The following is a 20,911-nucleotide window of genomic DNA, read 5'->3' on the forward strand; positions in this document are numbered from 1 at the left end:
TATCCGGCGCGGTGCGTCGCGACAAGTGGGCGCCGGCTCGTGCCCGACGATATCTCACACATGCCGAGGGGGAAAGGAGGAGCCGCCGATGTACTACGAAGCCAAAAAGGAAACGCTCGTCATGCTGTACCGCCATACGCTGCTCACCGCCGGGCAACTGGGGATCAGCCTGCATTACCGGCCGAAGACGATGCACAACATCATGAGCCAGCTCAGGCCGGAAGGGCTGGTCCGCTCCGTTCCCCTCCCGTTTCTGAAACGGAACCATGTCGGGTATACGCTGACAGTCAAAGGAGCGAGGGGCGCGGCCGGCCTGGCCGGCGACGAGGCGGTGTTTCGGGCGAAGGCGTGGGAAGCGGGACCGGTGCAAATCGAGCATTTTTATGGCACGAACGCTTTTTTTACGGAGTTGATTCGAGCCAGCCTCCCCCGTGCGGACGAAGGTTTGATCGAATGGCTCGATCCGCGATCGGCCGCGGAACGGTACGTGCAAACCAAACCGTCGGGCAAAAAGAGCGCGCCGGTCAAGCCGGACGGTTTCGGGATGTACCGGTTTCCCGGCGCCGGCCGGTTGGCGTTTCATCTGGAGTACGACACCGGCACGGAAACGATGTGGCGGCTGAAAGAAAAAATGCTCCATTACGGGATCCTGCTGCCGACGATCTGGGCGAAGGTGGACGCCGTGCAGGTGCTCTTTGTAACGAAAATCGAAAGCAGGCCCCGGACGCTGATCGAGATTTGGGAGGCGCTGCAAAAAGGGACGTTCCGCTATGCGCGGCTCCCCAACGTTTGGGCGATTGCGGAACGGGAATGGCAACGACACGGGGCGGAGGAAGCGCGGTGGCTCGGCAGCGGCGGACAGCGGGTCCGCTTGCGGGACATGCCGCTCTTGCCGCCGCTTGCAGACACGCCCGAGCCGCTTTGGGGCAAGCAGCCCCGGGATCGGCCCCCGATCCTGATCAGGAGGTGAGGCGGATGACGTTTCGCGTGCTGCCCAAGCTTCTGCTGTGGGCGATGCTGGCCGTTTCGTGTCTGGGAGCCGTGGGGACGCTGCTGCGTAGCGAAACCGATCCGGCGCCGGGTTTGCTGGAACGAATCGCCGAGCGGCAAATGGCGATCGAAACGGCCGTCGGGTTTGCCCGCGAATGGATGCAATGGGACGGCGAGGAGCCCTCCGAGGCACGGCTTGAACGGCTGCAACCTTACGTCAACCCGGAGGCGCTGGCGCGCATCGCCGCATTGCAGGCCGAACAAAAAACGAAGCGGCAGCAAGTGACCGCTGCAGAGTTCGTTTCGCTGGCTACCGGCGGCGGATCGCGCTTCATCGTGCGGGTGCACGTCATCGCCGGAAATCCGGAGCGGGTGAACTGGGAGGTCGAGGTGCCGGTGTGGGCGCAAGTCTCCAAAGGCGCAGTCGTCACCGGTCTGCCGCTTCTTCGTCCGCTGCATGATCCGCCCGCTGTCCCGCCTTCGGGCAGCGGGGAGGCAGTTGCTCCGGCCGAAGTGAAACAGCGGATGCGCCCGGCCATCGAAAGTTTTCTCAAGGCGATGTGCGAAGGGAAGGATGCGGCCAGCCTGCTCAATTACATCACTGCCGAAGCACATCTCGTACCGCTTGCCGGCCGGATTCACTTTCTGTCGCTGGAGCGTTTGGAGGCGACCGGGAGCGGTCCGTATACGGTCACGGCTACCTTTATTGCGCAGGATGCGGCGACCGGCTTCCGATGGCCGCAAGCGTGGAAGCTGACGGTGACGGAGGAGAACGGGAAGTTTTTTGTGAGCGGCCTTTCGGTGTAAGCATCCGCACGCGCTACTAAACGAAACGAGGGAGGGGGAAGCATGGAAGGGGATTTCGTCAACACGGGGCTTCTCGTGCTGAAGCGAATTTTGCAAGCCGTCTTTCTGACGATTGCGATTTACCGGGGCGTCAAAATGTATGCCAACGGGGAGACGAACCGGCTCTGGTCGCACATTATGCTGTCGGTCATTCTCGGCATTTTTGTGTTCGCGCCCGGCATTGCCAAGTACCTTGCGCTCTATGTGCTGAAGACGCTCGGCATCTCCGTCGATGGGCTGACGGATACGACGGGGGGCTGAAGCCGGGATGGACGAGCACGAAAAAGTGGAGTCGTACCGCGCTTTGTACCGGGTCCGGCCGCTCATTTACCACGTGGGGGATATTCGCCTCTGGATGCCGATCCGGCAGGACGGCGTTGTGATGTGGCTCGTGTATATCGTCGTTTTTTTCGTCTTCTGCTACGTGTTTCCGGTGCTTGCCTGGGTGCTCCCGTTTGACCGCGCGATCATCATGGCGCTGGGTCCGATCGCCGCCGCCTATTACACGGTCAAGCTGGATCCGGCGGGCAAAACGGTGCCGCGGTATTTGCGGGACGTTCTTCATTTTCTGATTCGGCCGAAATGGTTCGTCCGCTGGCAGGCGGTCCGCCAGCCGGGAGGGACAAGCCGCATCCGGATTGTGGGGCATTGCCGCCCGTTTGAACGGATGGCGCCGAAAAACGGCCTGGAGGAATGGCGCGGCGCAAGCGGGCGGTTGCTCGGAACGGTGAAGGGGATGCACATGCTTGTCCTTCCCCCGAAGGTTCGCATTCGCTGGCGCAGCCGAAGCGGCAAGCTGTCGATCGCACCGCTGAAGAGATCCGCCAGACGAGCGATTGCACCGCCTGCCTTGCTCGAAGGGACGGAACGGAAAACGATGACCTGGACCACGGCATCGCCTTTGCAAATGGTTCGGGAGAAGAGAGACAACCACAAGGAGATATGGAAGGTTAGCGGATGCAGCAAGGTCATGTTCCGGAAGCTTGACGAACCGTGAATCCCGGCGGAAATCGCCGGATCGGGAAGACCCTTCATGCGCGGAAGGGAGGTGAAACGGCTTGAAATGCCCGGTTCTGTACTGGGAACAAAACCTTCTGTTTGACACCTTGCTGAAGCCGTGGGCGGTGTACCGAGTTCCGCTTAAAGCCTATGCGTACCAGTCCGCGGAGAAAAAGCGGGGCACGGTCGGCCAGATGCAGCAATTTTTGCACAGCTACCACGGCAGCGGCCAACTGCTGTCCGTCACCCGGATGATGGATGCCGGCAGCTGGAAACGGCGGCGAACGGGGCAAGGCAAAGAGCATGAGCGATACGTGAAAGCGGTCATGCAGCGGTTTGCCGAACGGCGTCCGTGGCAGCGGTCGCTTTATCTCATTTTGCAGCTGTCCGCCGTGCAAAAGCAGCTTCCGGAAGTGGATTTGTCCGGTCTGCGCAAAACCGGGGAAACGCTGAAGGCGCTCGCCGGCGCGCTGGGGCGAAGCGTAACCGAACAGTTCTGGTACCGCCAGCGCGGCGAACTGGAGCTGGAGCGGCTTCACATGGCGAAGTCTGCCGAAAGCTTGCAATTTCAACAGGTGAACCATCATTTGCAAGGCGAACGATGCGGTCCGCAAGAGATCGAGTGGCTGCTGCGGCGCGGCTTTTTCCGTGGGCTGGCGCAGGAACCGGAACTCGTGCTGACGCCGGAGACGATGGGTGAGGTTCGGGTGCGGGGAGAAAAAGTGCTGCTGCGCCCGAAAAAATCGTTGCCGATCCTGCTGGCCTCCGATTTGGTGGGCGAGGAGAAAATGAAGACGTTCATTGTGTACCATGACGATCGGGAAGAAGAAAGCTCGCGAAGCTTTCAGGCGTTTTTCTCGGTCGTCGACGTGCCGGAGGAAATTGACGCCATCGGCGACGAGTGGCTGTACGCGCTCGAAGACCTTCCGTTTCCGGCCGAAGTGAGCCTTCATTTTCAGGTGCAGACGCCGCACGAGGCGGCAGGGGGACTGCAGCGAAATCGCAAAGTGCTTCGCGACCAGCGGCGGGAGTACAAGGAAGCGGCGGAAGAAACGCCGATCACGCTGGAGTGGGCGGGCAAGCGCGGCCGGGTGCTGGAGAACAAACTGCAAAAGGGAATGCCGCTCGTCTGGTCGTCCACCTGGCTGAACGTCTCGGCCGCTTCCCGCAAGGAACTGGAGGAACGCGCGGCGCAGCTGTTGCAATTGTACGCCACAAGGCAAATTCGCATCGTCCGTTCTCCGGCCGATCAGGCGAAAGCTTTTCAGCTTTTTTTACCGGCTTCGCCGATGGACAAGCAAAACCGCATTCCGATGGACCCGAAGTTTCTGGCGGCAGGCATGCTGCACGGTTCCCGGGAGATCGGCGATCCCGAAGGGGATTACATCGGGCGGACACTGCACCGCATTCCGGTGCTGCTCGATCTGAAACGGCCGATGTCGAAGGAACTGAACCGCTCCGGCGCCATCGTCATCGTCGGCACGCTCGGTTCGGGCAAATCGGTATTGAAGAAGACGCTGTTCTACCACGGATACAATCAGGGCGGCATCGTCTTCTCCATCGATCCGAAAAACGAAGACGCGTGCTTCGCGCTGATCCCGGACATTCGCGAAAACATGCTCCGGCTGAACTTTGCCGCCGAATCGGCGACGAAGTTCAACCCGTTCCGTATGTCGAAAAGCGAAGAACGGGCGCACGGGATCGTGCTGGATTTTTTGAGCTTGTTATTGGAGGGGACGCGCAATGACGAACGCGCGGACGCGATCATGGAGGCCGTCGAACGAACGTTCGAACAGCGCAAACGGGACTTGCACGTGTTCATGCGGGAACTGGAGCAAATCGCGGCGGACTCGCCCGTGGAAGCGATCCGGGTGGAGGCGCGGCGCTGCGTGAACCGGCTGCTGTCGTACTCGCGCAGCCCGTTCGGCAAGTTTATTTTCGCCCGCGACGGGGAAGAGAACGCGAACGTGAGCGGCGCGCGGTTTATCGTCATTACGCTGGCCGGATTGCCGCTGCCCAGAAAGCGCAGCGAACGGCTGCAGCAGGCGCTCACGCCGAACGAGCGGTTCGGCCTTGGCATCATGTATTTGGTGGCTGCGCTCGGGCGCGAGTACATGTTTTACAGTCCGAACGACCAGCTCAAAATTTTCGGCATCGATGAGTCGTGGATGTTGCGCGCGTTTCCGGAGGGCGCGCTGCTGATCGACGAAATTATCCGCATGGGCCGTTCATTTCAGGTGGTGCCGCTGCTCGCGACGCAAAACCCGGGCGACGTATCGGAGGAGGAGACGAGAAACAATCTCGGCTCCATTTTTTGTTTCCGGACCGAAGATCCGCGGGCGATTGCCGACAACCTGACGCTGCTGGGACTCGATCCGGACGACGAGGACATGATTCAGGCGTTCCGCGAACTGAAGGCCGGGGACTGCTACATGAAAGACATTACCGGCCGGATCGGGCGGGTGCATATCGAGCCGACGCCGGACGATTTGCTCACGGTGTTCAACACGACGCCGGATTCCGCTGTAAAGGAAAGGAGGGAGAACCGTTGAGACGCCGAGGCCGCTGCGCGTTTTTGCTCACGCTGATTTTCGCCTGTTTGGCTGCTCTGCTCGGTCCGGCAACCGCCTTTGCCGAAGCGCCCGCGGACATGCTCGATCAACTGCTGCCGGGTGAAAGCGAAATGGGGATCGAACCCGGCGACCGGACGCTCGACTATCGCCAGTACCCGGTCGACAACTATACGTGGGACCTGGGCTATGATCTGGTGGAATGGAGCGGATGGCGTCCGAAGCTGAACAACCCGTTTCCGCTGTTGCTCAACTGGATGGCCAACATCTTGTTCATGCTGAGCGCCTTTATTGCGCGGCTCTGCATTTTTCTGATGCAGCTCGGTTTTCACACCGATCTCATCAACGAACAACTGTCGCTTATCCTCCCCATCATGGACGGGCTGCGGACGAGCCTGTTCGGCAAATTTTTGCCGTGGGCGCTCGTGCTGCTGGCGGCCTGGATGGTGAAAGTCGGGTACTGGAACAACCAGACGACCCGGCTCATGTCCGGCGTAATCGGTTCGATCGTCGTGCTGATCGGCAGCTACTGGTTTTTCACCCATGCCGGGCAGAGCATCCGGGCGGTATCGCAAACGATGGACAACCTGACGCAGGTGACGATGGGCACGCTGGCCGCGCCGTACCAGCGGGTAACCGGAGAGCAGCTGGATGCGGGACTGGCGAACGCGGCGGATCAGCAGCTTTTGGCCACGTCGAACCGGCTGTGGAAGCTGTTTGTGGACCGGCCCTGGATCATCGGCGAATTTAACCGGCAGGACGCGAACGCGGTACGCATGACCGCCGGGGAAGTGGAGGCGATTCAGGACCGGGCCGAAGAGGAGGAAGTGACCATCGGCGTACAGTCCGGGGACGCGTGGTCGCACTGGCTGCGGCAATATGCGCCCGGCAGTGTGCAGCGGGATATTTTGCGCAAAGTCATGGGCGACGCGAAAATCGACCACGGCGATCATGCGGAGGCGGCGGCGCTGTTCATGGGCGGCTCGGCGGCGATCCGCTGTTTGGTGGCGGCGCTCTCCTTGACCGCGACCCTCATGCTGCTTCTTTTTGTCGGCACGGTTTCCTTCATCCTCATTTTGGCGCAGGAAATGGCGCTGGCGATTCTCATTCTGGCGCCCGTCGTGCTGCTGCTCGGTCTGTTTCCGGAACGCGGGTTTGCGTTTGCGCGCCGCTGGGCTGGCTGGCTGATCGGCACGCTCGGCACCAAGGTCGTTTACGGCTTTTACATGGGGTTTGTGCTGCTGGTCGCCGATGTGGCAGCGCGCGGCTCCGGCCTCTTGCTGCTGCAGCAAATTTTTGTGGCGCTGCTGTTTTTCTGCGCCTTTTTGTTCCGCAAGAAAATCCTGAAGCAATTGCTCGGCATCTTTCAGGCGCCGACGCCGCATGAAATGTACGAGTCCTCAAAGAAGGAGATCGTCTACCATGTGACGGAAGCCAGGCAGTCGTGGCAGAACACGAAGGAGCGGACCAGGAAAGCGAAAGCTGCGGCGAAAAAAATCATCGACAGGCTGAAGTAACGGAAATCCGGAAGGGAGGGGTGCACATGTACGAGCCCATGTACGATCCTGCAAAGATGGAGCGTTTGGTGAAAAAGGATGCGCTGCTCCGTTTTGTGGTGGAGGATATGGTGAAACGCGGCCATGCGAGAGACAAAGCGCTGGAGATCACGTTCAACGGCTATGTGTTGGATGACTCCGTCATGATGCACGAGTACGAAAAAGCATAACCGAATCACGAGGGGAGGAGACGACCATGAACGCGGCAAACGATGGGGCGGTATTGGCCAACGATTTGAAGCGGCGAATCCAAACCGGCGAAAAACGGGCGCCGTCGAAGCGGGATCGCGATGGACATTAGCGGAACGGTAAAGAAGAAGATGGTCTGGTGGGTCGTCGGGAGTTTGGGATTCGCCGGACTCGGGATGATTTTGCTCGTTTTGCTGCTGGCTTTTGTCCTGCTGGGCGCGCTGGTCGGTTCGTCGGATTCTTCGATGGAGGGGATTCCGGTTCCGGACAATCAGACGTTCGATATTCCCGCACCGCTCTTGCCGATCTATATACAGGCCGAAAACGAACGGGCGTTGTGGGCGCGGCTCGCCGCGATTCACAAAATCACGACCGACTTCGGAGCGGAGAAAGCCTGGCGGATCGATTCGATCGGCGGACTTGGCTTTCCCCGCCTGTTATGGGATGCGTATCAAGTGGACGGCGACGGGGACGGGGAGATCGACCCGGATAACCCGTACGATGCCATCTTCTCGCTCGCCAACTATTTGCGCTCGGCATCGCTTGAGACGGATGCGGCGCTGGAAGCATGGTTTTTAAATCCGAGCGACGTGGCGCTCGTTCATGCGAAGGAAGCGGAATACGCCGCCATGTTGATCCTGTCCCGAAACTGGCTGTGGCCGCTCGTTGGCTACACGGCCGTTTCCAGTCCGTACGGCTACCGGACCGATCCGGTCACCGGCGAGCCGGGCGCGTTTCATGACGGGATCGACATCCCTGCGCAACGGGGCACGCCGGTCATGGCCATCCAAAACGGGACCGTAACCCAGGCGACCACAGGCAGCAGCGGATACGGCAATTTGGTTCGCCTGCAGCATGATGGCAACATCCAGAGCTTTTACGGGCATTTGTCCGGCATCGGCGTCCGGCGCGGCCAGCAGGTGACACGCGGGGAGGTGATCGGCTGGGTGGGCAGTACGGGAAAATCGACCGGACCGCATCTGCATTTGGGCATGTCGCAAAACGGGTTATCCGTCGATCCGGAATCGTTTTGGTTTGACCGGGAAAACGGGAGGTGAGACAGGATGATCGTCCATTTGCGGTTCCGCGAATGCGAGCATAACGGCGATTTGGATCAGTATGCGCGGGATGTGGCCAAAAGCGGAGGAACGGTCGTCTATCGCGAGTTGGACGCCGCCCGCGAAAGAGGAATGCTGGCCGTTGAACTGGCGGACGAAACGCAGGCCGCGGACTTTTGGCGAAGGTTCGAACGGACGGATTCCTACAGGTATTGCAGTTGAATGCAAAGGCAAGAACGGACTTGCGATCTCTTGCGGGGTCGTTTTTTTGTGTTCAAAAACGAAGGAGGAGTCAAGCGATGGGAAAATCGATTCAAAAAGTGATGACGCGCGGTGTGAAGGCCCTCGGTCTTTCGCAGCCGGTCATCGAAAGCTTGTTCCGGAAGGCGGAAGAACTTCGCGCAAAGTCCACCTTTCTCACGTTTGAGCCCAAAGGCAGCACCGTTTTCATTGGCAATGGGGACGGAAAAACGCTCGGGACGCTGCCGGCCGCCTTGCCGGAAAAAATATGGATCATTTTTGACGATTACGGCGATCGCTGGGTGGCCACGGCGCTGCTTCCGAGGGAATATTGATGACTTTTGGGCCTTGCATCGACCTGTTTTGCGGGGCGGGCGGCTTGTCCTGCGGATTTGCCCAGGCCGGATTCGATATCCGCGTCGGGATTGACGTGGATGCCGCCGCCCTGCTTACCTTTGAGCGCAACCATTCGAATACGAAAGCGGTCAAGGCCGACGTATCCCAACTGACCGGAGCAGAGCTTCGCAAATGGACGGGAAGCGACACGATTTTCGGCATGATCGGCGGCCCGCCCTGTCAAGGGTTTAGCGTGGCAGGCAAGCACGATCCGGACGATCCGCGGAATCGGCTTCCCTACGAGTATGCTCGTTTGCTTGAAGAAGTCCAGCCTTGTTTTCTCCTGATGGAGAATGTCAAAGAGCTTCTCAGCAAAAAGCAGCGCGTCCATTTTGACACCGTCCTGGAGCTGTTTGCAAAAGCGGGGTATACGCTGGATTGGAAATTGCTCAATGCCTGGCATTACGGGGTGGCGCAAACACGGGAACGGGTATTTATCGTCGGGTTTCGCCGCGATCTTGACGTCTCGTTTACTTGGCCGGAGGCCGATCCGACCCGCCCGGTCCTTCGGGATGCAATAGGCGATTTACCCGATCCGCTGTCCGAAGAAACAGAGATTGCCAATCATGCTCTCGATAATCCGGCGCCGGTTTCCATGCGAAACCGGCTGCGCAATGCGGGCAAAAGGCGTGGCCATGTTCGATTGCAACATTCAGGAATGGGACCAGCCAAGCAAAACGATTACGGCGCATCTGGCAAAAGATGTCGACCTGGCGCATCCGGGGTGGCCGCCGAACCACCATGGTCACTTGTTTTCCAGCGTCCGGAATCAAGGGAGCTACAAGCAGGAAAACCGGACGGCCGGGTGGGATCGGCCTGCCTATACCATTACGGCGCACAGCCGATCGGCGGGATTGCATCCGAATCACGGCCCCGTTCCAGCCGATTCCGAGCAGGTGTTGAACTTGATCTCGCAAGCGGATGAACGGGGTATTATTCCGCAGGAAGCGCTGCAAGCTGTGCTTCCTTCGAGGTTTAAGTACTTGAAAGGACGCCAGAAAACCGGAGTTTGGCATAAGCCGAATCCGACCATTACAGCGCAAGCCGGATTTTACGCCGGAGCGCACTTTCATCCGAATGTGCTTCGTCCTCGGCGGTTTACGGTGCGGGAATGCGCTCGGATTCAATCGTTCCCCGATTCTTTTGTTTTTTATGGAAGCTTAAGCGCCCAATATCGTCAGGTCGGAAACGCTGTGCCGCCACAACTGGCTTATCGTTTGGCGCGGCAAATCGCCCGGGCATTTCACGCAGACTCTGGAATCGCCTGCATGGGTTCGCCGGGGAGACAAAATCAAATGCGAAAGAAAGACACTCCGCATTGAATCCGGCCCAGTTCGGAAAGAGAGGGGAACATGTGCGCAAGATCGAGATTTATGTCAAAGAAATTCGGGGAGCCATTCATGTCATCGGACTGTTGCCGGGAAAGGATCTTTTCGATTTGGGAAGCTGCAACGATCCGCAGAAGGCTCTTGCTCATGCGCTGGACTATGCCCGTCTGCTGGATGTCGACCAGGGGAACGTTCATATTTTCGGACAAACCGTAACGGAGCTGCTGCTGGCCGGATTGTTGACCGCTGGTCCCGGCGTGCCTGTCATGAACCCATGCGACATCTCGCATGCCGGGATGAGAAGGCGGCAGAATGAAGGAGGGAATGCGATTGATTAAAAGCCCGATTCGATGGCAGGGCGGTAAATCGCGGCTGCGCGAACAGATTATCCGCCGTTTTCCGCCGCATGTATTGTACGCCGAAGTATTCGGCGGCGGGGGCTGGGTGCTGTTCGGGAAAGAACGGTCGAAGGTCGAAGTATTTGCCGATGTGAATTCCGAGTTGGTGAATTTCTTTCGCGTCATCCAGGAGGATTGGGAGACGCTGGCCCAAAGGTTCGAGTGGGCGCTTTATGCCCGCGACGAATTCCAGCGCATCCTGAAGCGGCGGAATGAAGAACGAGACCCTGTGACCCGCGCCTACGATTTCTATTATCGCGTCTATTCCCATTTCGGCGGCAAATACAATGTTTCCGACGATTGGGGCTACACAAGGAGCAAACCGGCTTACGATTTGTCCAACGTCAAGGAAAAGTTCAAGGTTGCGCACGAACGGCTGATCGGCGTGTATATCGAGAACCGTTCGTTCGAGGAGGTGATCCCGCGTTACGATTCGCCGGACGCCTTTTTTTATTGCGATCCGCCGTACTGGGGGTTGTCCGGCTATCTTTACAAATTTACGGAGGAGGATCACCGGAAATTGCGGGAATTGCTCGGCTCCATTCGCGGCAAGTTTCTGCTCAGCATCAACGACCATCCGCAGGTCCGGGAATGGTACGCGCCGTTTGTCGTCGAAGGTGTGGAAACGCGATACACGATCGCCAAGCAGTCGAAAGGACGGCAGCCGGCGAAGGAATTGCTGATTCGCAACTATGAGATCGCGAACGGCGGAACGGAGGAAGGGTCATGAGCATGAATGTCCGTGACGATAACCGCAGAGAAGAAAGGATGAACAGCGGGTGAACGATCAGGTCCGCATCGAGCCGAAAGGCGAAAAGTTTGCGGTTGTGCTGGAGCATGGCGGATCCGTACAGGAAATGGACGTGCGGGATACGTACCGGGAAGCGGAAAAGTTTGCGCTTTATTTGGCGGAGCGCGTCAAGCTGGATGTCTTTTACAAGGGACACAAAATTGTCGGGAGGAAGGGGCCGCAATGGTAAAGGTGCCGAAAAACGTGTTGGAAGGACTTAAGGCCGTTCGCTCGTCGGGAATGGTCAATATGCTGGACATCTCCGGCGTTACCCGCTGTGCGGAGAAACTGGGATTTGTCGAGGCAGCCGACTGGATTCGGGAACATCAAGACCGGTACTGGGATGGCGTGTTCGCGGGATTCGAGGCCGAGCCGTAAGCATATCCAGCGCATTGTTGGCGGGAAGGAGGCGGTGGTTTTGCGGGTGGTGTTGTTTCGTCCCAATCAACACCGGCGGAAGGCGTGGATCGAGCGGCTGCAAAAGTCGGGGTGCGACGTCAGATTCGTTCATGATTCGGAGCGGATGCCCGGGGAAACGGATCTTGTCGTCATCGATACGGCGGTCGGAAGATGGAAGGACTATGTCCGGCTGCTGAAGGGTCAAGGGATTCCCATCGTGCTGCTGTCGGATCGCGACGAAAACGTTGCGGAGGATGAGCTTGCCGCATTGGGCGCAGCCGGGATAGTGACGGAAAAGGAGGAACCGGACCGGGCCTTAGCCCGTTTCCTGCGCTTCCAAGAAAGCGGTCCGTCCGACCCGGCCGGAACCGATGCGCCAGCTTCGTTTCCATCGTACGGAAGAATGTTGGAATCGACGGCTGAAGCATCTGGCGGGGAGGAGCCGCAGCAGGCGGGTTCGATCCGCGATCCGGGGTTATCGGACGCTGAGCCTGTGAGCGAACAGGGCCATCGTCCGGATGCGGGCAAAACGCTGTCCCAACGAAAAGCGGCGCGGCAGCGATTGGCGGAACGCCCTTCCGTCAAGATCACTTCTGCGGTGCATGAAGATCCTGCGGCCTACCCGGAAAAGACGCCCTTGCAAGACAACGTTTCGGCAATGCCGGCGCCCCCGGAAGTCGGGGATCGGGAGCCGCGGGACAGCCAAGCGGAAGGACAAACCATCACAACGGATGAGGAATCCACGCGATGGACGAGCGGGTTGGCGACGCCAGTGAGGCCGCAGTCCCCGCCGCCCCCCACTCCCCAAAGAAGCCGGGAACTTCCTTCGATAGCGGCGGTTTATGCGGCCAAAGGCGGTGTAGGCAAAACGACGTTTGTTTTGCATCTGGCCGCGCTGCTTGCAAAGGAAGGATGCCGGGTTTGCGTCCTCGATCTGGATCTGATGCACGGTACCGTGGCTTCGATGCTGCGCATCCAACCGCATAAAACGATCGTCGATCTCGCTTGCCGGATCGACGATCCGAAAGCAAGCCGGGCCTGTCTTCTTTCCGTGAAGATGGGCTTTTCGATTGTCGCGGCGCCGAGTCAGCCGGGAATGTTTCGGATGGAAGCGGAGCAACTGCCGGTCGTATTGCGCTTTCTGAAAGAGGAAACGGATCTCCTCCTGATCGATACTCCGGCCCATTTCGATGCGGGCGTCAAGCTGGCGCTGGAGCAAGCCGACCTGCTCATGCTGATGACGACCGACGAGCCGGCCAGTGTGGAGAGCCTTCTGAACATGAAACCGTTCATCGACCGACTCCACCCCTCGCCCGAAATCGTTACGGTATGGAATCGGCTGGTCGAGCGAGAGCTTAAGGAACAATGGCGCGAACAGCTTCCATGGGGGGAGCTGCTGGAATTGCCGGAAGATCCGACCGTCGGCCAAGCGGTTCGAAGCGGGACCTGGATCGCCAGTTCGCCGGTCAGTCCGTATCGGCTGCGCATCAAACAGCTTGCGGATCATTGGATGGGGCTGGAGCCGGAACGCCCCGACCCGGGACGTCGCTTACTGAAGCGCTGGTTTTTGGGACGACCCGGCTGATCGAAATGGCGCAAACGCACTTGCCGGTCGGATGAAAGGAAGGAGACGGATGAAAGTTTTGGAAGCGAAAGAAGCATGCCCGATCAATGCCCGCGGCGGATTGTACGTTCTGATTGAAGGGACGCAAGCGGAGATTTACAAAGGCGAGGCGGATCGTCTGGCTGTGGCGACCGCCAACCGGCTTGGTTGGAATGGAAACGGGAAAGCGAGCGTTGGGATCCCGAGCAGAGAAGGAATCGATCTGTACACGCGCACCTACTGGTTTTATGAAAAGCAATAGCCTTTCGGTGGATTACGATTTTGAAAGGGGAAATGGCCGGTGTCACTGATGTACCGTTACCGAAAAGCGGTCGTCCTGACCGCGATCGGCGTCGGATTTGCGTTGCTGCTTGCCTCATTCGTGTTTTTCCTTCGGCAGCAGGGAGAGCAGAAACGGTTGCGGGAGCAGCTGCAGGCGCATTATGAAAAGCAAATCGAACAATTGCAAACGCTGAAACAGGCAGCGAAAACCCGGATTCTCGTCGCAAGCCGCACTGTCTCTTCCGGGACTGCGCTGCAGTCCGGGGATGTCCGCAGCGTGGAGGTGCCGAGCGTTGTGGCCGGCCCGGGCAGCCTGAAACTGCCGGAGGAGGCGATCGGCAAAATCGTCAAAATTGATCTGGAGCCGAACACACCGATCGTCGCTTCCATGCTGTTTGCGGACAAGCCCGTTCCGCGGGATTTGCGGGTGCAGGAGTTCAATGTCATCGGGCTTCCCACGAACCTGCAAAAAGGCCAGCTCGTCGATGTGCGCATCGGCTTTCCGACCGGCGAAGATTTTATCGTGCTCGGCAAAAAGAAAGTCCGGGAACTTGCGGGCGCGACCGTCTGGCTCGAAATGAACGAACCCGAAATCCTGATGGCTTCCAGCGCGATCATCGATGCGTACCTGAACGGAGCGAGGCTGTATGCGCTCCCTTATGTCGATCCGGGGATGCAGGAGGCGGCGGTGGCCAACTACCCGTCCAACCCGAAAGTGCTCGACCTGATGGAACGCGATCCGAATGTGCTGGAAGAAGCGAAAACGGCGCTCGCCCGTCAGCTTCGCGCCACCCTGGACAACCATCTGAAAGCGATGAGCGACGCGGATAAAATGCGCGTTGTCAGCGGCAACGTCACGGTTCAGCAGCAGCTGCAAAACGAGCGCGTGACGACGCAGCAAAACAATGCGATGCAACAATTGGCACAACAGCAAGCCGTGCAGCAAGCGGGGAAGAACGATCAGGCGGAGCGGCAGCAGGCGGGCAGTCAATCAGACGGTCATACAAGCGGGATGACGCCGAATCCTTCGTCATCGCCTGCGCCGATTTTGCAGCAGGAAAGTTCCGGGCCCGGCGCCGGGCCGCTTCCGGAAAACTCGAAGCCTGACGATCAGACTCCGCAGATAGACAAGTTGGACGACATTTTCGGTCAGCCGTCAAGCGGCGCTCCGGCATCGTGAGGGAGGCCGCGATGAAAAAGATCGCCTTTTTCGGAGCGCCGGATAAAAGCCATCTGTTGCTCTTGCTTGGCAAACTGCTCGCTGCTGCCGGACAAAAGGTGCTGCTCGTCGATTCGACAACGGCGCAATCGACGCAAGGGTATTTGCCGATTTCGGATGAGCGTCCGGGCGTTTTTGTAACCGAGTTCGAAGGCTTCGATGTCGCCGGGGGGTTCATCACCTTAGGCCAGTTGGATCGTTACATGAAGCAAACGGAAGGCGATTGGCCCGATTACGACGTGCTTGTGCTCGATACGGATCATGCCGAGTTCGTCAAGGGGGAGGAACTGCCGGCGTATGACAGACGCGTCTGGTGCAGCAATTTCGAGAAACTGGCGATGCATAAAAATGCCGAACTGATGAAGCGGCTGTGTCCTGCTGAATCCGCCGTGAAGCCGCTGCCGTTCTATAAACTGGTGTCTCCCTTCATGCAGGCCACGATAACGGAGTCGTACATCGATGCCGGGCTTGCGCCTAATGCCGCCATGTGGCTGGAGCCGGTATATCGCATCCCTTACGACGAACGGGATTTTGCCGCCCAAATCGACGACCAGCATCATAGCCGTATCGATGCGAGAAGGTTGTCCGGAGCGTACCGGCGTACGGTCATGTCCCTGGCGAAACAGCTGTCCGGATTGGATGAACGAACGATCAAAGCCGCGTGGAAGCGGGCAAGGAGGGATCGCCGTGGGACATAACGTCGTGTTCTGGAGTCCGGTGCCGGGTCAAACGGGCACGACGACGAACCTGATCGCCGCCGCCGGTCTGCTCGGTCTCGAATATTCCGCCCGGCTGCTTTTGTTCGGCCACCTGCAAAGCCGCCGGGCCGCCATCGAGCAGGCGTTTGTGCGGAGCCGAACGCAAGTCGGGGACGAAGCATTCGCAACCGATTCCGGCATCGATGCGCTTGTGCGGCTCGCCCAAAACCGCAAGCTGACATCGACGATGATCCGGGATTACACCGTGCCGCTGCTCAAAGACCGGCTCGATCTACTGCCCGGTTCGAACAAAGCGGACAGAGCGCTCATTCCGGGACTTAAACAACTGTTGCCGCCGCTCCTGGATACGGCCAAGCGCTATTACGACCTGACGCTGATCGACGGCGGCAGCGGCATGGGCTCCGCATGGACGCAAGCGCTCTTGCAAAACGCCGATTCGGTGGTCGTTTGCCTGAATCAAAACCGTTTTGTCCTGGAGCGGTTTTTCGGTTCACCGGAAAGCAGCCCTTTGTTGAACGGCAAGAAGCGGCTGCTCGTTCTCGGCCAGTACGATCGGCGCTCCATGTCTACAGCCAAAAACGTCGCCCGCCGCTGCAAGCTGCGCTTTCCGCTGTATCCGGTTTCCCATAACGCCGGTTTTATGGATGCCGCACAAGAGGGCCGCGCGCTCGACTTTATGTTTCGCAACCGCAACGCGCCGCGGGATCATGACAACCATGATTTCATGCGAAACGTGCGGGCGTTGGCGCAGGCGATCGCCGAACAGGCCGCGCTGAACAAGCCGTTTTTCGGCGGAAAGGGGGAGTGACGGTTGATTTACCTGGTAAATGGGCTTTTCATTGTCCTCCTTCTGTCGCTGGTCGCGGCGCTGCTTTATTTTTGGATGAGCGGACGCAAGCCCGAGAGGCCGGCCGGGGAACAGGTCTATTCGATCGAGGCGATGACGGACTACGTGAAACAGGCGCTGCACGATTTGACGAGCAGCAACCTGCACGACCTCGGTTTGTCCGAAGAACAATTTCGCCGCCGCAAAAACAAGCGGGCGGAACTCAAAAAAGCGCTGCGCGGCTGCACGTCCGGAGATATAAGAGACAAAGTGTATGTGAAGCAGTTTTTGTACGATCTGATCCTTCAAATGTACAAGCTGGATGAAACGAACATCAACCAAATCCTTCCGTTTGACGATCCTTACGAGCTTTCACCGCAAGACCAGTTCGACATTTTACTCTATCAGTACAAGAAACGGTACCGCTACGATGCGCTCGGCGAACTGATTCGCAAATACGATTTGGACCGGCCCAAGCTCGGGATCGAGGACGGGCAAACCGAATCGTATCGGATCACCGCCGAAGAGATCCGCGAGATCTACAAAAAAGAAGCGCGGCGGCTGAACTTTGAGGACAAGCTGCACATCGTGGTTCAACGCATCTACCAGCACTACAAAGGCTTCAGCGTCGTGGACGAAATCCGGGATATGAAAATCGATGGCGTATCGGGCGGCGTCTCCGGCTTGCCGCCTTCGGTATGGGAAGAAGAATGGGAGTTTCAGGCGAATTCGCTGCTGCGGGAAGTGCCGAAGTCCCACGACAGCGTCTGGATTTTCTATAAAGGGAAGTCCATTCATTTGAGCTTTCTGTCCTTCGGATCGGAGCAAGAGTTGAAACGCGTCTGTCAAAATATATACAAGCACAATTATCCCGGACAGCTGTCGGAAGCAAGCGGTTTTAAAGTCAATGAAATGGCCGACGGTTCCCGCGTCGTCGTGCTGCGCCCCCGGTTCTCGGAATCGTGGGCGTTTTTTGTGCGCAAATTCGATGTGCAAAATGCGACGCTTGAGCAGCTCATTCGGGATGAAAATGCGCAGCTGCCGATCCGGCTCATCCAGTATCTCGTCAAAGGCGCGCGGATCACCGCAATCACCGGCGCGCAGGGGAGTGGGAAGACGACGCTGCTCATGGCGATGGTGCGTTACATTCCCGCGACGTATCCGATACGGGTGCAGGAAATGAGCTTCGAGCTTCACCTGCGGAAAATATACAAAGATCGCAACATCCTGAGTTTTCGGGAAACGGAAACGATCTCCGGTCAGGACGGGCTCGACATCCAGAAAAAAACGGACGGCACCGTGAACATCCTCGGCGAAGTGGCGACCGATCCGGTCGCGGCGTGGATGATCCAGATGGCGCAGGTCGCGTCCTTGTTCACGCTGTTTACGCATCATGCGAAAACGCTCCGCGATCTGGTGTTTTCGCTAAGGAATTCGCTGCTCAAAACCGGCGTGTTCCGGAACGAAAAAATCGCCGAGCAGCAGGTGATCAGCGTGCTCAACTTCGACATTCATTGGAAACGCGATTACAATGGCCACCGTTATATCGAACGCATTACCGAATGCGTGCCGCTCGACCGGGAGATGGGCTATCCCGATTCCTACAGGGAAGCGGAGACGCTGGAGGACAAGCTGGCGGCGTTTATGGAAACGGCGACCGAATATTTTCGCCGTTCGACGGACCGGCAGCTGTATGAAGAGCGGAATGTGGTCGAATTCCGGAATGGACGGTACGAGGCGGCGCTTCCCCTTTCGAACCGAAACGTGAAGGAAATGTCGGAGCATATGTCGGAAGCGGACCGCGCGGCCTTCATGGCATTCCTTGCCGCCAACTGGGGGGATCGGCATGGACAGTAAATCGTTCTTGACGACTCTGCTTGGCGCGGCGGTCGTGTTGTTTCTCTTATCCGTGATCCTCTTCCAATGGCTGTCCCGCCGCAATACGGGAGCGGGCTCGATACGGGAATACGAGGAACTCCGGCTTCCCGGCAAAGCGTCCGGCAAACAGGCCGTGTACAGCGGCTTGCAACGGATGTATGCGGCTTGCGAACGGGTGCCGCTGCTTCGCGCCTACGTGACAACCATCCGCAGACGGCTGTCGGTGCTGCAGCTGTACGACGAATGGAAACTGCGGCTCGAGACGATGAAGATCGCCCTGGCGGCATGGGGCTTACTGCTTGCGGCCGCAGTGCCCTTCATGGTATGGATCCGCGACCCGACGACGCTTCTGTTGCTCTTCATCGGGGTTTGGGTCGGTCACGGGATATTGGCCGACAGTATGGTCCATCGGCTGGAAAACCGGCTGCTGCGCCAACTTCGTCATTTTTTGGCCGATATCCGCCACCATTACCATCGGCATCGGATGGTGGAGGAAGCGATCTACGACGCGGCGGATGCCGCGCCGTACGAAATGGCGCTGCACGGACTGGAAATCCATTCCGTGCTCACCGCCAGCCATCCGGAAGAAAGGCTCGAGCAATATTATGAAACCGCTCCGAACCGTTTTCTCAAGGGGCTGGCCGGACTTTCGTATTTGGTCAAGGAATACGGGGACAAGATCGTGCAAAACGGGTCGTTGTACCTCCATGCGCTCGGACGGCTTGCGACCGAACTGAATCTGGACATTTTGCGACGGGAAAAGTTGAGCTATTTGCTGCAGGGACTGACCGCCATCGCACTGATTCCGCTTTTGTTTACGAAGCCGATCGAAAGCTGGGCCAGCCGCTATTTTCCGGCAATGGACGATTTCTACGGAGGCAAGCTCGGATGGATGACGAAAATCGCCATCCTGCTGATCATTCTCGGATCGTATATCCTGCTTCGTAAAATGCAGGAACTGGGCGGCGAGCACAAAAGAAAACGGCGAAAGTTGGAACGGCAGGCGTACGAGCTGCCATGGATGCGATGGATCGTCGACCGGTTGGCCCCGGCGCCCGGCACGCGGGAAGCTGCGCGCATCGCCATGCTGCTCAAGGAAACGAATTCGCCGCTTCGGCCGGAGTGGTTTTTGGTGCAGCGTGTGGCGCTGGGCGTACTGGCTTTTGTCCTTGCGCTGGGGTTGTTTGTTGCGCTGCATGGGGTTGCCAGACACCATGTGCTCTACGCTATAGCAACGCCGGATACGATGTTCGGGCGGCTGCCTGCAGGGGAAGAAGAAAAAGCGAAGGAAGCGGCAGCGCTTGACCGGCGGATCATCGCGGATGTAAAAGGAATGAACCAACGCGCCAATGAGAAGGTGATGGCGGAGCTCGGGAAGGATCCGCAACTTGCCAGGGATGAAGCGCAGCTTCGTGCCGCCGCGCAGCGCATCATGCGCAAACTGGAAGCTTTGAACGGCGAGTACCTGAAGTGGTGGGAAATCTTGCTGGCGCTTCTGGCGGGATGGGGCGGCTACTATGCGCCGGTCGGCGTGCTGATGTTCGAGCGGCGGATGCGGCAGATGGAGATGAAGCATGAAGTCGATCAGCTCCATGCCGTCATCGGCATGCTGGCGGAAATGGACCGGATGTCGGTGGAGCATCTGCTGGAATGGATGGAGCGGTTCGCGTTCTTGTTCAAGGAACCGATTCAGCATTGCCTGCTGCATTATGAGCACGGTGCGGTACAGGCGCTCGAGCAATTGAAAGAAGAAGCGCCGTTTTTGCCGTTCGTGCGCACCGTGGAAAAATTGCAGCTGGCGGTGGAGAACATTCCGATCCGGCAGGCGTTCGACGATCTGGAATCCGAACGGCTTTTTGCCCAGGAGCAGCGCAAACAGGATTACGAGCGGCTGATCGAAGCGAAAGCGGGATGGGGAAGAATGATCGGCTTTGCGCCGATGATGTCCCTCATATTTGGCTATCTCGTTTTTCCGTTCGTTTATGTCAGCCTGGATCAAATGTCGGTGTATTACGAGCAGATTCAGCGAATTCAGTAACCAAGTCACGTTAAGGGTGGAGCCTTTCAAGTTGGAAGGCTCTTTTTGTGTTTCAAACCATGTGAACAAGGAGAGGTGTCCCATGTCCAACGCGCAAAAAGCGATTGTGATGGCGGCCGGCATTTTTTTGGCCGTCGCTCTCATCACGCTCGCCGTCATCCTTTTTATTTCCGCGCAAGATTCCACCAAAGCGGCGCAGAGCAATTTCAGCAACCTGCAGACGGAGCTTTCGCAGATGCAGTTTACCGTCTACGACAACACGGTTCTTTCCGGAAGCCAGGTCGTCAATGCGCTGCGCAAATTCAGCGGCGAAGATCAGTTTGGCATCCAAATCATCACCGGGAAAAATCCGGCCGGTCAGTGGTACGGCAAGGTCCTCAATTTAGGCGTTCCGCTGGACAGCATTACGTACGGGTCGGTTGTCGGTCCGGCTCCCGGCCGGCTCGATGATACCGTAAACGAGGCCGACGTGAATTATGTGAACCCGAGCGGCAAATTCCGGTCGCAACTGGTCAAGGACAGCAGCAACGTCATTCGCGGAATCGTGTTCCGGCAGCAGTAAGAACGGAGAAGGGGGACATGCCCTT

24 protein-coding genes are annotated in these 20,911 nt (G+C 58.3%); all 24 read left to right on the forward strand.

Translation table 11 applies throughout. The features are described from left to right. The first annotated feature begins 88 nt into the window (after window positions 1-88). A complete protein-coding gene (locus B7E11_RS19135) occupies window positions 89-970 on the forward strand; it encodes a replication-relaxation family protein (protein ID WP_080837544.1) in 882 nt (293 codons plus the stop codon). Window positions 971-975: 5 nt separating this feature from the next. Continuing rightward, on the forward strand, window positions 976-1,797 hold the full coding sequence (locus B7E11_RS19140; protein WP_080837547.1) for a conjugal transfer protein: 822 nt from the start codon (window positions 976-978) through the stop codon (window positions 1,795-1,797). A gap of 42 nt (window positions 1,798-1,839) precedes the next feature. Further along, window positions 1,840-2,097, forward strand: a complete 258-nt coding sequence (locus B7E11_RS19145; RefSeq protein ID WP_080837549.1) for a hypothetical protein — start codon at window positions 1,840-1,842, stop codon at window positions 2,095-2,097. 7 nt (window positions 2,098-2,104) lie between these two features. Next, window positions 2,105-2,833 (forward strand): TcpE family conjugal transfer membrane protein, encoded by a 729-nt coding sequence (locus tag B7E11_RS19150; protein ID WP_080837552.1) that lies wholly within the window; start codon window positions 2,105-2,107, stop codon window positions 2,831-2,833. 61 nt (window positions 2,834-2,894) lie between these two features. Continuing rightward, a complete protein-coding gene (locus B7E11_RS19155; RefSeq protein WP_080837555.1) occupies window positions 2,895-5,387 on the forward strand; it encodes an ATP-binding protein in 2,493 nt (830 codons plus the stop codon). Next, window positions 5,384-6,922: a hypothetical protein gene (locus B7E11_RS19160; protein ID WP_080837558.1), complete on the forward strand. Its 1,539-nt coding sequence runs from the start codon at window positions 5,384-5,386 to the stop codon at window positions 6,920-6,922. The genes B7E11_RS19155 and B7E11_RS19160 overlap by 4 nt, the downstream gene beginning before the upstream one ends. Window positions 6,923-6,948: 26 nt before the next feature. Beyond that, entirely contained in the window at window positions 6,949-7,131 is a 183-nt protein-coding gene (locus tag B7E11_RS19165) for a hypothetical protein (RefSeq protein WP_080837561.1), read from the forward strand. A gap of 120 nt (window positions 7,132-7,251) precedes the next feature. Beyond that, window positions 7,252-8,208, forward strand: coding sequence for a M23 family metallopeptidase (locus B7E11_RS19170; RefSeq protein ID WP_080837564.1), 957 nt, complete (start codon window positions 7,252-7,254; stop codon window positions 8,206-8,208). A 6-nt stretch (window positions 8,209-8,214) separates the two neighbouring features. Further along, window positions 8,215-8,430 (forward strand): hypothetical protein, encoded by a 216-nt coding sequence (locus B7E11_RS19175; RefSeq protein ID WP_080837567.1) that lies wholly within the window; start codon window positions 8,215-8,217, stop codon window positions 8,428-8,430. A gap of 77 nt (window positions 8,431-8,507) precedes the next feature. Then, a complete protein-coding gene (locus B7E11_RS19180) occupies window positions 8,508-8,783 on the forward strand; it encodes a hypothetical protein (protein ID WP_080837570.1) in 276 nt (91 codons plus the stop codon). Next, entirely contained in the window at window positions 8,783-9,769 is a 987-nt protein-coding gene (locus B7E11_RS19185; RefSeq protein ID WP_139787256.1) for a DNA cytosine methyltransferase, read from the forward strand. The genes B7E11_RS19180 and B7E11_RS19185 overlap by 1 nt, the downstream gene beginning before the upstream one ends. Next, entirely contained in the window at window positions 9,750-10,166 is a 417-nt protein-coding gene (locus B7E11_RS30810; RefSeq protein WP_342744481.1) for a DNA cytosine methyltransferase, read from the forward strand. Before B7E11_RS19185 ends, B7E11_RS30810 begins: the two co-directional genes overlap by 20 nt. A 32-nt stretch (window positions 10,167-10,198) precedes the next feature. Continuing rightward, window positions 10,199-10,510, forward strand: coding sequence for a hypothetical protein (locus B7E11_RS19190; protein ID WP_139787257.1), 312 nt, complete (start codon window positions 10,199-10,201; stop codon window positions 10,508-10,510). Further along, window positions 10,503-11,300 carry a DNA adenine methylase gene (locus tag B7E11_RS19195; RefSeq protein WP_080837576.1) on the forward strand — a complete coding sequence of 266 codons (798 nt, stop codon included), beginning with the start codon at window positions 10,503-10,505 and terminating at the stop codon, window positions 11,298-11,300. The genes B7E11_RS19190 and B7E11_RS19195 overlap by 8 nt, the downstream gene beginning before the upstream one ends. A gap of 49 nt (window positions 11,301-11,349) precedes the next feature. After that, window positions 11,350-11,550 carry a hypothetical protein gene (locus B7E11_RS19200; RefSeq protein ID WP_080837578.1) on the forward strand — a complete coding sequence of 67 codons (201 nt, stop codon included), beginning with the start codon at window positions 11,350-11,352 and terminating at the stop codon, window positions 11,548-11,550. Beyond that, window positions 11,544-11,738, forward strand: a complete 195-nt coding sequence (locus B7E11_RS19205; RefSeq protein ID WP_080837580.1) for a DUF5049 domain-containing protein — start codon at window positions 11,544-11,546, stop codon at window positions 11,736-11,738. Before B7E11_RS19200 ends, B7E11_RS19205 begins: the two co-directional genes overlap by 7 nt. A 46-nt stretch (window positions 11,739-11,784) precedes the next feature. Beyond that, window positions 11,785-13,344 carry an AAA family ATPase gene (locus B7E11_RS19210; RefSeq protein WP_245809856.1) on the forward strand — a complete coding sequence of 520 codons (1,560 nt, stop codon included), beginning with the start codon at window positions 11,785-11,787 and terminating at the stop codon, window positions 13,342-13,344. Between the two features lie 49 nt (window positions 13,345-13,393). Further along, entirely contained in the window at window positions 13,394-13,624 is a 231-nt protein-coding gene (locus B7E11_RS19215; RefSeq protein ID WP_080837587.1) for a hypothetical protein, read from the forward strand. A gap of 48 nt (window positions 13,625-13,672) precedes the next feature. Next, window positions 13,673-14,824, forward strand: coding sequence for an SAF domain-containing protein (locus B7E11_RS19220; RefSeq protein ID WP_080837590.1), 1,152 nt, complete (start codon window positions 13,673-13,675; stop codon window positions 14,822-14,824). A gap of 11 nt (window positions 14,825-14,835) precedes the next feature. After that, complete coding sequence (locus B7E11_RS19225; protein WP_080837593.1) at window positions 14,836-15,561, forward strand: hypothetical protein; 726 nt, start codon at window positions 14,836-14,838, stop codon at window positions 15,559-15,561. Continuing rightward, window positions 15,551-16,390, forward strand: a complete 840-nt coding sequence (locus B7E11_RS19230) for a CpaE/TadZ family protein (protein WP_080837596.1) — start codon at window positions 15,551-15,553, stop codon at window positions 16,388-16,390. The genes B7E11_RS19225 and B7E11_RS19230 overlap by 11 nt, the downstream gene beginning before the upstream one ends. Before the next feature lie 3 nt (window positions 16,391-16,393). Further along, window positions 16,394-18,265 carry an ATPase, T2SS/T4P/T4SS family gene (locus B7E11_RS19235; protein ID WP_176220819.1) on the forward strand — a complete coding sequence of 624 codons (1,872 nt, stop codon included), beginning with the start codon at window positions 16,394-16,396 and terminating at the stop codon, window positions 18,263-18,265. Beyond that, on the forward strand, window positions 18,255-20,324 hold the full coding sequence (locus B7E11_RS19240) for a hypothetical protein (RefSeq protein ID WP_080837598.1): 2,070 nt from the start codon (window positions 18,255-18,257) through the stop codon (window positions 20,322-20,324). The genes B7E11_RS19235 and B7E11_RS19240 overlap by 11 nt, the downstream gene beginning before the upstream one ends. An 82-nt stretch (window positions 20,325-20,406) precedes the next feature. Then, entirely contained in the window at window positions 20,407-20,886 is a 480-nt protein-coding gene (locus B7E11_RS19245; protein ID WP_080837601.1) for an ABC transporter permease, read from the forward strand. Window positions 20,887-20,911 lie beyond the last annotated feature (25 nt).

This window comes from Cohnella massiliensis (assembly GCF_900169535.1).
Classification (GTDB): Bacteria; Bacillota; Bacilli; order Paenibacillales; family Paenibacillaceae; genus Cohnella; species Cohnella algarum.